The organism is Rhodopirellula sp. J20-39 (assembly GCF_057365095.1).
Genome location: NZ_CP195123.1, coordinates 4,639,266 through 4,654,283 on the forward strand (window position 1 = coordinate 4,639,266; position 15,018 = coordinate 4,654,283).

9 protein-coding genes and 1 pseudogene are annotated in these 15,018 nt (G+C 55.1%); 3 read left to right on the forward strand and 7 right to left on the reverse strand.

All coding sequences use genetic code 11. The features are described 5' to 3' along the window. Positions 1–109: 109 nt before the first annotated feature. Positions 110–1,492, reverse strand: coding sequence for a DUF1598 domain-containing protein (locus tag ACR3ZL_RS16890; RefSeq protein ID WP_486172798.1), 1,383 nt, complete (start codon positions 1,490–1,492; stop codon positions 110–112). Positions 1,493–1,558: 66 nt separating this feature from the next. Between ACR3ZL_RS16890 and ACR3ZL_RS16895 the strand changes: the two genes are divergently transcribed. Continuing rightward, positions 1,559–3,790 carry a sigma 54-interacting transcriptional regulator gene (locus ACR3ZL_RS16895; RefSeq protein ID WP_473651951.1) on the forward strand — a complete coding sequence of 744 codons (2,232 nt, stop codon included), beginning with the start codon at positions 1,559–1,561 and terminating at the stop codon, positions 3,788–3,790. Here ACR3ZL_RS16895 and acpS read toward each other — a convergent pair. The 3 genes and pseudogenes from acpS to ACR3ZL_RS16910 form a co-directional block, all read right to left on the reverse strand. After that, entirely contained in the window at positions 3,763–4,173 is a 411-nt protein-coding gene (gene acpS / locus ACR3ZL_RS16900; protein WP_473651950.1) for a holo-ACP synthase, read from the reverse strand. The two genes, ACR3ZL_RS16895 and acpS, sit on opposite strands and share 28 nt — an antisense overlap. A gap of 4 nt (positions 4,174–4,177) precedes the next feature. Beyond that, positions 4,178–5,139, reverse strand: a pseudogene (gene trpS / locus ACR3ZL_RS16905) (tryptophan--tRNA ligase). Positions 5,140–5,399: 260 nt separating this feature from the next. Beyond that, the gene (locus ACR3ZL_RS16910; protein WP_473651949.1) at positions 5,400–6,224 is read right to left on the reverse strand and encodes a purine-nucleoside phosphorylase; all 825 of its coding nucleotides are present in this window, start codon (positions 6,222–6,224) and stop codon (positions 5,400–5,402) included. 368 nt (positions 6,225–6,592) lie between these two features. On the opposite strand from ACR3ZL_RS16910, the gene ACR3ZL_RS16915 reads away from it, so the two are divergent. Together ACR3ZL_RS16915 and ACR3ZL_RS16920 are read left to right on the forward strand one after the other, a co-directional pair. After that, positions 6,593–9,028 carry an ATP-binding protein gene (locus ACR3ZL_RS16915; RefSeq protein ID WP_486172799.1) on the forward strand — a complete coding sequence of 812 codons (2,436 nt, stop codon included), beginning with the start codon at positions 6,593–6,595 and terminating at the stop codon, positions 9,026–9,028. Positions 9,029–9,249: 221 nt separating this feature from the next. Beyond that, positions 9,250–11,235, forward strand: a complete 1,986-nt coding sequence (locus ACR3ZL_RS16920) for a redoxin domain-containing protein (protein WP_473651946.1) — start codon at positions 9,250–9,252, stop codon at positions 11,233–11,235. A 166-nt stretch (positions 11,236–11,401) separates the two neighbouring features. On the opposite strand, the gene ACR3ZL_RS16925 is transcribed toward ACR3ZL_RS16920, so the two are convergent. Genes ACR3ZL_RS16925 through ACR3ZL_RS16935 form a run of 3 tightly spaced genes read right to left on the reverse strand, consistent with a single transcriptional unit; the run spans position 11,402 to position 14,982 of the window. Further along, positions 11,402–12,685 (reverse strand): L-fuconate dehydratase, encoded by a 1,284-nt coding sequence (locus ACR3ZL_RS16925; RefSeq protein WP_473651945.1) that lies wholly within the window; start codon positions 12,683–12,685, stop codon positions 11,402–11,404. Position 12,686: 1 nt separating this feature from the next. Continuing rightward, positions 12,687–13,454 (reverse strand): creatininase family protein, encoded by a 768-nt coding sequence (locus ACR3ZL_RS16930; protein ID WP_473651944.1) that lies wholly within the window; start codon positions 13,452–13,454, stop codon positions 12,687–12,689. Between the two features lie 19 nt (positions 13,455–13,473). Continuing rightward, positions 13,474–14,982, reverse strand: coding sequence for a sodium:solute symporter family transporter (locus ACR3ZL_RS16935; RefSeq protein WP_473651943.1), 1,509 nt, complete (start codon positions 14,980–14,982; stop codon positions 13,474–13,476). Positions 14,983–15,018 lie beyond the last annotated feature (36 nt).

The following is a 15,018-nucleotide window of genomic DNA, read 5'->3' on the forward strand; positions in this document are numbered from 1 at the left end:
TGGAACTACCAAATTCGCGGCGGTCAGGGCAAGTCTTCTCGTCCGGGTTCAGGACCTAAGAAAACGCCGTTCCTAGCCGAAACGACCTTTCAAATAAGCAGGAAATCCCTTACTTGCCGTCCCACCACCAGCGATCGCTGGCTACTTCGTCGCTGCGGGTGACGACCAATGTTTGAAGTTCAGCGGATTCGACTTGGTTTTCGACGATTCCGAAAGCATTGATGTTCACACCGCCCGATGCCGTCACGGTCCATCCCGCTCGGCCGTGAATGAAGCTGCACTGAGGCGACAACGACTGAGGCAATTGATAGCTAGTCATTTCGATATGCGAGTCGTTCCCACGCAAAACGCTCAGATCGATACCGCTTTGGTGATCCAGCTGTTCTTGAGTCACGAGGGTTGCCACGACAGCCAAGTCCATCACATTTCGCAGATCACCGAAAACGCTGCGTTCTTTGACGAGGTCGCCAAACTTTTCGGTCATGGTATCGGCCCATTTCACGGCCAAAGGATCTTGAGTTCCGTTGGATTCGACGGTCCCGTCGGCGGCAACGATGTCTTCTTCGGTCATCGTTTTGACGCCTTGGCCACTGATCTTCCATACACGACCGTCAACATCACGGGCGATCGGGTCGTAATCACAAGCCATCCACCAGCGAGGGCTTTGGCTAGCCGATTGACGCTTGTTTCGGGCCATCTCGAGATAACTTGGCAGTCCTTGAACAGGCGACTTGGTCAACGCCATGGCGAGCCGCTTCATTTCAAAGTCGGCGGCAACCAGGGTTCGAGCAAAGCGGCTATCCGTTGGCACACCGGCAAGCGAGACCATTTGGGCGCCGAAAGCTTGTCGCATTCCTGCTTCCAAGAACGCTGGGTTCTGGCCAGGACGAAGTTTGATGTTTTTCAGAAAGTTGCGAAGACGCAAGCGACCTTCCGCGGTGGGCTCGATCGAGCAACGGATGCCGCCATCTTGCCGAGCGAGCTCGACGCTGCGAAAGGCGGTGACGACGTCATCGAGGTGCAAAACCGGTTTGCCACTTTGCTTGCCAACGACGCTGCCGTCTTCGCGAACGGTCCAAGGCTCCGCAGGACCGACCAACAAGATATCGTTGTTGGCCTTGTCGACAACGACGTATTCGACGCGTTGCATGCCAGCCATAAACCGGATCGCAGGATCAATCCGACCGCCGGTTTCATGATGCTCCTTCAACGCGGCTTGCAGCTTCGCGAGCGATATCACGCGTTGTTCCGCGTTCACCGCCAACTCGCCTTCGGCTTGACCGACGGCGGCCAAGTTAACCGCAGCAAGTTCTTTTTGCTCGGCGGCGGTTGCGGGCCGCACATTCCCCTGCGGATCAATCATCACTCCACCAACTGCACCGCCCTGGTTTCCAAGACCGAACCCGGCTTGAACGTGGGACGCGGGGGAAACGCACGCGATGGCCGCGAGGACAAAAGCGGTACGCAGTAGAGATTGCATGTGAAAACGCATCGAGACAGATTCCTGCTCAGGTAGAAAAGCGACGGGAGCGACGCCCGTATAGCAAAACCTGCGGAAATGAAGCAAGGTTCTGCGAGCGATCGAGTTGTGTTTAGAATAGTTGTCGTGAAAACAAGTGACAAGCAAGACCCGCCCAAGACGCTACGGTTACCCGAAAATGCCACCGGTTTGTCCTCAATGAACGCATATTTGGTCCTCCACCGGGGCTCACGATGGACCGATGTGTATCGGTTGAACCCGTCTGAGGACGCTGTTCTGGGTCGATCGTCATCGAATTCGATCGTTTTACGAAGCGGAAGGGCCAGTCGCCGTCACGCTCGCGTCTTTTTCATGGACGGCCCCCAACCAGGGTGGTTCGTAGAGGATTTAGGCAGTCGCAACGGGGTCCGAGTCAATGGAATCGCCATTCCGTCCCCCACCGCGTTGACCGATGGCGACCATCTTGAGCTCGCTGGCTTCCACCTGCAGTTCACCAGCGACTTGGCCCAAATCCAAAACGCGATCACTCCCGAACAATCAACTTCACCGGAAGACGAGGCGACGCAAGGCGATCTATCAATTGCGATCGACGAATCCGAATGCCTGGACATCGTTTCGTCCATTCGCGGCGATTTGATCCCGTCCCAGGTTCCATTCGCAGCCAGTTCAGCATCCACATCCAACGAGCTTAGCAACTCGCTGAGCAACGCGATTTCGCCCGACGGCGGCGTCGATCGTGTGATGCTTCGGCTAGCCTTGGCGATGGGGCGAGTTGAAACGGACGAGGAAGCCGCTGAATTGCTGTTGAGCACGCTGAGCCAACAGATCCCTCATTCCGAAATCGGTATCTTCGTCGACCTTTCACTGGGCGAATTACCACCGCCCCGGTTCGTGCATCAACGCCCTGGCAGCCGATACCGGCGACCACCTCAAGCGTTGCTCCAGCAAATCGTAGTACCAGGTGCGTCGGCGATCTTGGCTCGCAACATACTTGGCGACTCGACCCTGGCGACGGAAAACAGCGTTGGTGAAATCGACGTTGAAGCGATTGTCTTGGTGCCCCTGCATGATCCTGAATCGTCGGACTCACCACCGATTGGTTTGGTCCATGTTACGACACGGCCAGGCGATCCCAGCTTGACCGACCGCGACCTCATGATCGCCGTCACCGCCAGCGAAGTGTACTGCGAGGCGAGGCGTTCACTGCGCCAGCGAAGTGAACTGAAAGAAACGCTCGCCCAATCCCGCAACACGATCTCGCGTCTCCGAGACCAACTTCGTGGCCGGGTAACCTTGCTCGGCCGGAGCGATCCGATTCGCGAAGTCCAAGTCCAAATCGCTCGCGTCGCCGCATCGAACGCTGCCGTGTTACTACGCGGTGAATCTGGAACGGGGAAGGAACTGGTCGCCGCAGCGATTCACCATGCCAGCGACCGGGCGGATCATCCGATGGTCTGTTTGAACTGTGCTGCCTTGTCAAAAGACTTGCTCGAAAGCGAACTGTTTGGCCATGAAGAAGGCGCCTTCACCGGTGCAACGTCTCGCAAACAAGGCAAGTTCGAAGCCGCGTCCGGTGGCACATTAATGCTGGACGAGATCGGTGAAATGAACCTCGATTTACAAGCTAAGTTATTAAGAGTGCTGGAAGGCCACGCCTTCGAACGCGTCGGCGGCCAGGAACCGATTCGTGCAGACGTGCGAGTGATCGCAGCGACGCACCGCGATCTCCAAGCGATGGTCGAACAAGGTAGTTTTCGCCAGGACTTGTTTTATCGTTTGCACGTGATCGAAATCGTAGTGCCGCCACTGCGAGAACGGGGACGCGACATCACTTTATTGGCCAATCATTTCGCCGACACGCTGTCCCGTTCGATGGGTCGGCGTGCGATGAAGCTTTCATCAGCGGCGGAGAAAAAGCTGCTCGGCTATGGGTGGCCCGGCAACGTGCGCGAACTTCGCAACGTGATCGAACGAGCCGTCGTGATGAGCCCCGTCAACACATCACTAAATTCAGAAGCGAAGCGGGACGCAACATCAGCCGCGCCCAATATCGAATTGATCGAAGCGAATGACCTGATGCTTGCCCCGACTAAGCAACGGGGCGGCTCGGGCCCTGGTGGCGAGAACACCGGCGGCAACACAAGTTCCGACAGCGGCTTGTCTTTGGCGGAACTCGAAAGGCTGCACATCGCACGAATGTTGAAACAGACCGGCGGCAACAAAAGCCAAGCCGCCATCCGGTTGGGGATTGAACGCAGTACGTTGGACCGCAAACTGAAACGCTACGCTCGTGATTCCGGCGATTCCTGATCGGAATCCTGCCACAAGATCACGTAAGCAATCGCCTGGGTCCGGCACCCACCCAGACTCAGGTGAATTGTGTCGACACCGGCTTCTTCGGCGATTCGCTCGGCCACACCACTCAGCAGGATCGAATGTCCTTCACCCGGCCGGGACTGGATCTCGATATCGGTCCAACTGACCCCGCGGCGGCTGCAGTGCAAAGCTTTGAACACAGCTTGTTTGGCCGCCCAGCGACGCGCGAAGTGTCCCGTCGCGTCGGGCAATTGAGCACAATGATCAATTTCGCCAGGCGTGTAGACGCGTTCCAGAAATTGCTCGCCGTGTTGTTGGATCATCTGGCTGATCCTTACACACTGCACGATTTCCGTTCCGACGGCCACGATTGCCATGGCGCTATCCCACTCCGCATGCTTGGCGGGCGCGGCCGACGACTTCCGCAGCAACCTCGCGGGCCCGCTTAGCACCGGCAACGAGAATATCGTTGACTGAATCTAGATCTTTTTCCAATTCGGCACGGCGGACACGCGCGGTGTCGAAGTGCTCTTCGCTAACCTCGGCGACGGCCTTCTTGATTTCGCCATAGCCGAAACCACCAGCACGATATTTTGCGTCCATCGCCTGAACTTGCTCCGGCGTGGCAAACAACTGGTAAAGCTCGAACAGGTGATCGCCTTCGGGATCCTTGGGATCTTCCATCGGGCGACTGTCGGTCACAATCCGCATAATTTGCTTGCGGATCTTTTTCACATCGCCAAATAAAGGCAGCGTGTTGTTGTAGCTCTTGCTCATTTTTTGGCCGTCAGTCCCGGGCACCTTCGGCCCTGGTCCAAGGTCTTGGCTTTGGGCGTAACAAAAGTCTCGCCGTATTCGTGATGGAAACTGCCTACCAAATCACGACAAACCTCAATGTGCTGAATTTGGTCCGCGCCGACAGGCACGATTTGTGAATCGTAAGCCAAAATGTCGGCAGCCATCAAAACCGGATAGGTGAACAAACCGGCGTCAGCCGAAAGTCCCTTTTCCTTCTTGTCCTTATAGGCGTGACATCGCTCAAGCAGCCCCATCGGAGTGCCCGTCATCAGCAACCAAGTCAGCTCGGTGACTTCAGGAATGTGCGACTGCACGAACAACGTTGCCTTGGCCGGATCCAGCCCCAACGCAAGCATGTCCAACGCAACATTGGTCACGTTTTCGCGTAACTGCGCAGGCTGACGGACGGTGGTTAACGCGTGCAGGTCAGCGATGAAATAGAAGCCATCGTTATTTTCTTGCAGGTCGATGTATTGCCGGATGGCGCCAAAGTAGTTCCCCCAGTGGGGCTGACCGGTGGGCTGGATGCCGGAGAGTACACGCATGAAAATCGTTGGATCGGAAAGAGGGTAGTGGGAAGGAAAAACCGACGTGGCGGTTTGTCAGTAGCGCGACCGATCAGATTAACCGATTGCACGTTTGCAAGCGAGCATATGGAACCTTAGGCCAAGACATCGGCCGTTTGCCAAGGTCATTCCAGTGACCAGTCCAGTTCGATTATCGCTGCATCAAGTTGGGGCCGTGGGAACCTCAACCAAGTATTGCACCGAATGGAGCGTCCGACTTCCACAAAATACACGACTCGCTATTTCAATTCGCCCACGATTCCACGAACGATCGCTCGCAACTTGGGTTCCGCTTCGTTCGCCGTCGCAATGATCTCTTCCACAACCGCAGGCTTGATCGCATCGGGCAAGCACATGTCGGTGATCACGCTCAGTCCGACCACCTTCAAACCACAATGTACCGCGACAATCGTTTCAGGAACGGTGCTCATCCCAACCACGTCGGCGCCCGCCTGACGCAAGAAGCGGTACTCCGCTCGCGTTTCTAAACACGGACCGGCGACGGCGACGAACACGCCTTTGTGAGGATGAATGCCGGCTTCGCGTGATACCCGCATGGTGCGTTCAATCCAGTCTTGGCTGTAAGGCTCGCACATATCGGGGAACCGCGGCCCCAATCGATCGTCATTGATACCGATCAGCGGATTGCCGCCGAGCAAGTTGATCTGATCCTCAATCACCATGATGTCGCCGCTTTTATAATACGGATTCAAACCACCGCAGGCGTTCGAGACAATTAGCAGCTCAGCACCGAGTTCTTTAAAGACGCGAACCGGCAAGGTAATGTCCTTCAGGTCGTAGCCTTCATAGAAGTGGAAGCGTCCTTCCATCGCCATCACGGGAACACCGCCCAGTTTTCCGATCACCAATCGGCCAGCATGACTGGTCGCCGTCGAGTTCAGGAAATTGGGGATGTCGGCGTAATCCAACGTCGCTTCGACCTCAATATCACCGACCAGTCCACCCAAGCCCGTGCCCAGGATGATGCCCGCCCGGGGGGCTTCGCTGGTGTGCTGGCGAATGAACTCACACGCCGCTTGAATTTTGTCGTACAGATCGAGCATGTTGGTTCTCGGTTCGGATCGATGAATGGGACACGACGGCAAAGCCGACACCAGCGGCAGCCCTGCGAATCGCAAGCGTCTCAGCAAACAACCGGTAGCCAGCCCAAAGCCGTAACAGCTCTTAGCTAACCCCCAGTTAACAGTCAGCGCCCGCTGATTGCCAATGCGTTGTACGCTAATGGGAACGCGTGTTAAACCATAGACTCACCACATTTTCTATCGTGGGGGCGTGATTTGCACGTCGCGATGGCTCGAAGCTAGGTTCCCGCATTCAGATTTAAACGGTTTCCGGTGTTAGCTCATCGATTGATTTGATATCACCCTCGCATCTTCATTCAATTCAATTTCTCTATTCTTCTCTATCCGCCATGACTGCTCCGTCACCGGACGTATTTGAAAAGCTCGCCACCTTTTATCTCGGCCGTCATTACGATCTCGGCGAAGGCAAGCTACTTGACGATCTGCTGCTTTACGACGCGAAAGACCTATGCACCCACGCGATGTGCGTCGGGATGACCGGCAGCGGAAAAACCGGATTGTGTCTCTCTCTATTGGAAGAAGCCGCGATCGACGGAATCCCAGCAATTTGCATCGACCCCAAGGGAGACCTCGCGAACTTAATGCTGGCCTTCCCAGAGATGCGTCCCGAAGACTTCAAGCCTTGGCTGGAATCCGGCGAAGCGTCACGCAAAGGAATGTCACTGGATGAATTCGCCGAGTCGACGGCCGACAAGTGGAAAAAGGGGCTTGCCGATTGGGGGCAAACACCGGAACGGGTGAAGCGGTTCAAAGAAGCCGCCGACGTCGCGATCTACACACCCGGAAGCACTGTCGGTTTGCCGCTGACGGTGTTGAAAAGCTTCGACGCACCGCCGGCGGAAGTGCTCGACAATGCCGACGCGATGCGAGAACGGGTGACCGGCGCGGCATCCGGCTTGTTGACGCTACTGGGAATGGAAGCTGACCCGCTGTTGTCGCGTGAACACATTCTGATCAGCTCGATCTTGGATCACTGCTGGCGGGATGGCCGCAACGTGTCCGTTGGCGATTTAATCGGCTTGATTAACTCACCACCGATCACGCGTGTTGGCGTGCTGGATTTGGATTCATTCATGTCTCCGAGCGATCGTGGCAAGCTAGCTATGACGCTGAACAACCTGCTCGCTTCACCTGCCTTTTCGACTTGGTTGGAAGGCGAGTCGTTGTCGGTAAAGAACCTGCTGTACACTCCCGAAGGCAAGCCCAAGTTATCGATCATCTCGATCGCGCACCTGAGTGAACAAGAACGAATGTTCTTCGTCACGATCCTGTTGAACGAAGTGGTCACCTGGATGCGAACGCAAAGCGGAACCAGTTCGCTGCGGGCGTTACTGTACATGGACGAAGTCGCTGGCTATTTCCCACCGGTTCGCAACCCGCCGTCCAAGCCACCCATGCTGACCTTGCTAAAACAAGCTCGTGCATTCGGGCTGGGTGTGACCTTGGCAACGCAAAACCCAGTCGACTTGGACTACAAAGGCCTGTCCAACATCGGCACCTGGTTCTTGGGACGACTGCAGACCGAACGCGATAAGGCCCGTGTCCTCGAAGGCCTGGAAGGCGCATCGGCGCAATCGGGTAAACCATTTGATCGCGGCGAAATGGAACGTCTGCTGGCGTCTTTAGGTAGTCGCGTTTTCCTCATGAATAACGTCCATGACGACGGTCCCACCGTGTTCCAAACCCGCTGGGCAATGTCGTTCTTAGCTGGACCGCTCGCGCGAAAACAAATCTCGGACTTAATGGCGGATCGCAAAGCTGCGATTGAAAAGAGCGAATCGAAGAACAAAGAATCAGTTGCGAAATCCGCAGCAACTCCGACGCGTCCAGTCATCCCCCAAGGTGTCGATGAAGCATTCTTGGCACCCAGTCGTTTCGTCCGCGGCGAGGGCAAACGCGTCTACCGCGCCGCGATGTACGCCGAAGGAACGATGCATTTTGTCCGCAGCAGCGCGGACGTTGATACCTGGGTCGACATCAGCCGTTTGTTGCGTTGCGGCAAGAAAGTCCCATCGGATGTATGGGAATCATGCGAGCCCCTCGACGCCGACGCGGAACACCTCGATTCACCGGAGGGCGATTTCGAATTCACGAAGCTGCCCGATGATCTGCGGAGTGCTTCGAAGGTCAAAGCAATTCAGAAACAGTTCAAGGATTATCTGTACCGCCATCATCCGATGGAGCTGTACAAGAGCGTGGCGTTGAAAGAATACGCACCACCCAACTTGAGCGAGACCGAAGCACGACTTCACTTCCAGCAAGCAGCCCGCGAGGAACGCGATACTCAAACCGAAAAGTTGCGTTTGAAGTACCTCAAGAAAATGAAATCGCTGGAAGGAAAGATCCGGACTGCCGAAGAACGCGTGGCACGTGAATCCGATCAGTACGATTCAGCGAAAATGTCGACGATAGTTTCTTTTGGCGCATCCCTGCTCGGCGCATTCCTGGGCAACAAGGTGGCCAGTCGCACGAACGTCTCGAAAATGTCCACCGCTGCTCGCGGTGCCACCCGAGCCGCGCAGCAACGCGGCGACGTCAAAAGAGCCGAAGAGGCCGTCGAACAGCTTCGCCTAGATATGGACGATCTCAACGCTCGATTGGAAGCCGAGATCGCCGACTTGTCCAATGAGTTCGATATTGAAAATCTGGAATTGGAAACGACGGTCATCCCGTGTCGCAAAGGCGACCTAAAAATCAGTGACCCGCTGATCCTCTGGACTCCCTGGCAAATTGACGAACACGGCGAGGCGACACCACTGTTTTAGCGGCCTGCCCAGTTTGATTGATCTACGCAGTGTCTGGGTGATTCACCAAAAAATCTGCTGGTTCAATGGGGGAATTGCTGGGCGAAGCGAGGAAAATTTTTTGCGGCGAGCTGACTTTTGCGGTCTACTGGCATTCCCCAGTTACTGCGGCGAGGCCCGAACCGTATCATTGGGCTCGGACTATTTCCCTTCGCCCCGTTTCCTCCCAACTTGATAGCGGCATGACACCCAGCTTTCGAATGTCGGTGTTTGTCATCACCCTGTTCGCGACCTCGTTAGTCCGATTCGCACCGCCCGCTGCGGCTGATCCCGCATTCATTGGTCAACGAATCGACTCTTTCACCCTGAAGGACTATCGCGGTAAACCGTACTCGCTGCAGGATTTCCAAGACAGCGAATTGATCGTCATTTCGTTTCTTGGAACAGAATGCCCGCTCGCCAAGTTGTACGGTCCACGCTTAGCCACATTGCACGAGCAGTATTCCGAACGAGGCGTCACTTTCCTGGCGATCAATGCCAACATTCAAGACTCCGTTAGTGAAATGGCTGCGTACGCTCGCATCCACAAGATACAGTTCCCACTACTGAAGGATCTGCGCTGCCAAGTGGCCGATCAGTTTGGTGCCGAACGCACTCCCGAAGTCTTCGTTCTCGATCGTGCTCGCAAGGTTCAATACCATGGCCGCATCGATGACCAATATGGCATTGGCTACAATCGCGACACGCCACAGCGCAATGACCTTGCGATCGCCTTAGATGAATTGTTGGCTGGCAATCCTGTTACGCAATCAAACACCGTGTCGGTTGGTTGCCACATCGGACGCCTGCCGAAACCGGATCCCAAAGCCGAGGTAACCTACAGCAATCGCATCGCACACATCTTTCAGAAACGATGCGTCGAGTGTCACCGCGATGGAGACATCGCTCCCTTCACGCTCACCGACTACGACGACGTCGTTGGTTGGTCGACGATGATTGAAGAGGTTGTGCGGGAGCAACGAATGCCGCCTTGGCATGCGAGCCCAGACCACGGTGATTTCCAAAACGACCGCAGTCTATCTGACGAAGAAAAACAAGACATCTACCAATGGGTGAAATCCGGTGCACCGCAGGGCGACCCTGCCGATCTACCACCACGCGTTGAGTACCCAACGGGCTGGCAGCTACCTCGCACGCCAGACGTGGAATTCACGATCCAGCCCGAACCGTATCAGGTTCAAGCCGAAGGCGAAGTGCCTTATCAGTGGTTCGTCGTCGACACCGGTTTCACCGAAGACAAATGGCTTTCTGGAGTGGAAGTCCAGCCCGGAAACCACTCGGTCGTCCATCACATTTTGGCGTTTGTACGCGACCCTCAAGAATGGCGAGTGCGAGGAGTCGGGCGTGGCTTCTTTGCCGGGTACGTTCCCGGACTAAGAGCCAAGATGTTGCCCGATGGCATGGCCAAGTTTGTTCCAGCCGGTTCTCAGCTCGCGTTTCAAATTCACTACACACCGGTTGGCTCGGTCCAATACGACCAGAGCAAGGTCGGTCTGATCTTTGCCGACGCGGATTCGGTCACTCACCGCGTGATCTCATCCAGTGCGATCAATCCGAAAATCCGTATTCCGGCGGGGGAAAGCAATCACCGCGAGGAGGCTCGTTCGCCAACGATCCCATGGGATTCTCAGCTTCTATCGATGTCCCCGCACATGCACCTGCGAGGTAAATCGTATGAATATGAAGTCGCCTTGCCGAGCGGAGAACGCCGACCGTTGTTGAGCGTGCCGCAGTACGACTTCAATTGGCAAACCGAATATCAGTTGCGGCAACCAATGAACCTGCCAGCCGGATCCCGTATTCACACCGTTGCACATTATGACAACTCAGCGAACAACCTGAACAATCCGGACCCGAACCGTCGCGTCACATGGGGTGACCAGTCATGGGACGAAATGATGATCGGCTACTTCAATCTGGCGGTTCCGATCGACGCCCCAATCGGGAAGCCTGAGTCCGAGCTTCGGATTGCAAAAGAGGAACCTGAAGCGGATCAAACGACAAAGACGCGGTACATCGAACGCTGGTATTCACGACATGATACCAATCACGACAACCTGATCACGATCGATGAAGTCCCGGTCAAACTTAGACCCGCGTTCGATCGTTTCGACAAGGACGATGATGGCAACGTCAGTCGAGCCGAATTCGCCGCGGGATTGAACTGAACGGCCCTGTACCAGCGGGACAGACCGAACTAGCTAAACGCCCTGGTTCCAACATGCACCCTGATTCCAACATGCACTCTGTCCAGACCATTCACGCAGCCCATAAAGCGGCGACGCGATCGAAAGGCGTCGCGTTAACAGAGCGTTCTGCTGACAACGCAGTGCACTAACAAGGTAGCGCGTCAGTGAACTCGAACTCCGACAAAGCTTCGTCGGTCATCGTAGCACTGTACCCTGGATCCTGCGGCGGCATGTATCGACCGTTCTTCATCACCAGTGGATGAACAAAGCAATCGTGCAGGTGATCCGAGTATTCTGTGATGCGGTCTTCCAAGGTCGCACTGACACAGATGTAATCGAACATCGATAGGTGTTGCACGTACTCGCAAAGTCCGACTCCGCCTGCATGGGGGCAAACGGGGATATTGAATTTCCGAGCCATTAGCAACACGACTAAGATCTCGTTGACACCGCCCAGACGGCAACTATCCAATTGGCAAACTTGCAACCCATCGGCCTGCATGAACTGCTTGAACATCACTCGGTTCTGACACATCTCGCCGGTTGCCACTTTGATCGGCGCGATCGCCTTAGCAATTCTAGCATGCCCGAGGACGTCGTCCGGTGAAGTTGGCTCTTCGATAAACCAGGGTTTGAATTCCGCAAGACTTTGCATGTACTCAATGGCCTGATCGACGTCCCAAACTTGGTTTGCGTCCATCATCAAACGACTGTCCCATCCGATCTCTTCCCGAATGATTCGGCACCGCCGAATATCGTCTTCAAGATCACGACCAACCTTGATCTTGAACGTCGTCCAACCTCGCGACTTCAAGTCACGACACTGGTTCCGCAACTTCTCGTCCGAGTATCCAAGCCAACCTGCCGAGGTCGTGTACGAAGGGTAACCGTCGCGAAGCATTTCAGCGGTACGTTGTTCGCGTGTCGCGACGTTGGCCTGCAAAATTGCGAGTGCTTCCTCCGGCGTGATCGCGTCGGTGACGTACCGGAAATCGATCGCGGCAACGATCTGTTCAGGCGTCATATCACAAAGCAACTTCCACAATGGTTTTCCTTCGCTCTTGGCGTAAAGATCCCAAACCGCGTTAACCACGGCGCCCGTGGCCAAGTGGATCACGCCCTTTTCAGGCCCGACCCAGCGAAGTTGGCTGTCGCCGGTGATGTGCCGCCAAAATCCCGCCATGTCACTGGTGATCGACTCCAGCGATTTCCCGACCAACAACGGTGCCAACGATTCCACCGCGGCGACACATAATTCATTACCGCGACCGATCGTGAATGTCAGTCCGTTGGCTTCCAATTCACCGTCGGTATGCAAGGTCACATACGTCGCCGAGTAATCGGGATCGGGATTCATAGCATCCGAACCATCCAAGGTTTGCGAAGTTGGGAATCGGATGTCGCGAGCGGTGATGCGGGTGATGATCATGCTAATTCGTGAAGTCTTGGTAGATAGTTCCCAGCGGTTGCTGGAGTAATTGTTCTGCAGTACTTGTCAATTGTTCCACAATGCCGTCGAACAGACGTTTCCCTTTGTCCGCCGAGGCTAGATCGGGATGGCCGGTGAAGCCATGATGAGTGCGTTGCTTCAAATCTCGACACACGTACATCCCGTCGATTGAATCTGGAATTAACGATCCGGTTTCAGGAAGGAGACTCTGATCGACGAGTTCCGGACGAAGATGCATGACAAGCGATGTTTCAAATTCACAAGCGTGCCCAACCTGTCTTGGATCGCCCTCCAAGACGTTTCCCAGCAACTCATCGGCTGCCGACCAGTAATTACCGACGGCCAAAAGAGCGTCAAGGTGACTAGGTTGCAAATTGCGAAGTGCGACCTTCAACGGGTCGATATTCCCACCATGACCGTTCAACAACAGAACTCGCTTGAATCCGTCGTTGAGCAATGAGCGAAGCAAATCTGTAACCGTTGCAACATAAGCATCCAGCGAAACATCAAATGTTGCCCCCAATCGCAAGTGATGCGCACTGGCACCAAACCAAAGCGTTGGGGCCAGCAAAACATCCGCACTTAAGCGAGTCTCGAGTGCCTCGGCGACCGCGGTGCCAATAATCGCATCGGTCCCCGTCGGCATATGCGGACCGTGCTGCTCCACCGCCGCCGTTGGAATCACAACCAAGGTTCGCTCGCGGTCTACTTGGGACAGCGTACGCGAGCTCATTTCTTGAAACTTCATCAGTCGACCTCCTTCAGATTCATGATCGAGGAGCCTTGATGATCTGGAAATACGTGTACTGCGTCGGTACCGCAGGCTGTAAGTAACTGGCGGCCCAACCTAGCAGCATCGCGGTGCCAAATCCGATCGGCCAGTACCAGATCGAAAACCAATCTTGGGTGCACATTAACGCGAGCGTGAACAACGTCGAAATGGAAACGCTTAGCAAAACCGCCAACCAAGTGGCTCGGCGTGAAAAGAATGCCAAAATGAAGATCGCCAGCAACGGACCACCGAAGGCAGCCGTCAGCATCTTGCAGATGTCAAAGACGTTTCCTAAAGGTCCAACGAAACAAGCCAACGTGATCGTGATGGCACCAATGATGACCACCAACGTTCGAATCCAGCGAATTTCAGCTCGCTCGTTGGCAGGTCGAAATTGAGGGAACAACCGGTCGCGAAAGTCCACTACGACAGCGGTCGTGACCGAGTGAACACCGGAGTCGATGCTAGACATAATCGCTGCCATCAAAGCAGCTAAAAACAAACCAGCTAAACCGGCGGGGAAATGCATTCGCACAAAGTCCGGCAATGCACGATCCGCAACATTCGAATCTCCCGCTAGGATCTCAAGCAACGCCCCCTCGCCCAGCTCGGAAGGGTTTTGAGTGAAGTAGGCAAACAATCCGACGCCGATCATCATCAGGCCAGGAATTACAATCCACATCCCTAACAAGTTCAACGCGGCCCCAAGCTGCGATGATCGTTCCGAGCGAGACGAGATATAGCGTTGAACGGCAACTTGATCCGCGCCAAACGCGGACAATCCTTCCAAGAACACGCCGATCAAAATGACCCAACTGCCATACGGTAAAGTCATCGACGGAGTGAAATCGACAACCAACCCCTCGCGTCCATCAAAGTAGGTATGGAAGATTTCCGAAACGCTTGCGTCGGTTAACTGCAAGATCAAGCCAAGCGTTACCAAAATCGTCGTGACGAAAACGAAGAACTGAATCACGTCCGTCCACATGACCGCTCGCAAGCCGCCTACCATCGTGTAGCCAACCGAGACAATGCCTAAGCCCACGATAACCGCGATTTGCGAAACGCCCATCACGCTCGAAACAACCACTGACGCTGCATAGGTCGCCGATGCCATCCAACCAATCCGCAACAGGATAAACAAACCACTTGCTAGAATTCGAACGGATACGTGGAAGCGAAGCTCCAAGTACTGGTACGCCGTCTCCACCTTCAGCCGTGTATAAACCGGAATGAACACCATGATCACGATTGGCGTCATCAATGCGAAGGCGACCAGCGATAAACCGATTCGCAAGCTGTCGCCCAACGCCGCGGCTGGATAAAACACAAAGCTGTTCGATGAAAACAGCGTTGCCATCACACTCAATCCAACCGGTAGCCAGCCCATCGTGTTGCCAGCAGCAAAAAACTCACGGCGAGATTGGTTACGTCCGAAAAAGACGCCCAAACCAAGCATTAAGCCTAGGTACGCGGCGACAACGAAATAGTCGAGTGGATGCATAGAATGGTTTGACGCGGAAGCCGGACGAATAGGAAA

Coding starts and splice junctions, on each gene's coding strand:
- ACR3ZL_RS16890 (WP_486172798.1), bottom strand. CDS start 1,492: ATGCGTTTTCACATGCAATCTCTACTGCGTACCGCTTTTGTCCTCGCG.
- ACR3ZL_RS16895 (WP_473651951.1), top strand. CDS start 1,559: ATGAAGCAAGGTTCTGCGAGCGATCGAGTTGTGTTTAGAATAGTTGTC.
- acpS (WP_473651950.1), bottom strand. CDS start 4,173: ATGGCAATCGTGGCCGTCGGAACGGAAATCGTGCAGTGTGTAAGGATC.
- ACR3ZL_RS16910 (WP_473651949.1), bottom strand. CDS start 6,224: ATGCTCGATCTGTACGACAAAATTCAAGCGGCGTGTGAGTTCATTCGC.
- ACR3ZL_RS16915 (WP_486172799.1), top strand. CDS start 6,593: ATGACTGCTCCGTCACCGGACGTATTTGAAAAGCTCGCCACCTTTTAT.
- ACR3ZL_RS16920 (WP_473651946.1), top strand. CDS start 9,250: ATGACACCCAGCTTTCGAATGTCGGTGTTTGTCATCACCCTGTTCGCG.
- ACR3ZL_RS16925 (WP_473651945.1), bottom strand. CDS start 12,685: ATGATCATCACCCGCATCACCGCTCGCGACATCCGATTCCCAACTTCG.
- ACR3ZL_RS16930 (WP_473651944.1), bottom strand. CDS start 13,454: ATGAAGTTTCAAGAAATGAGCTCGCGTACGCTGTCCCAAGTAGACCGC.
- ACR3ZL_RS16935 (WP_473651943.1), bottom strand. CDS start 14,982: ATGCATCCACTCGACTATTTCGTTGTCGCCGCGTACCTAGGCTTAATG.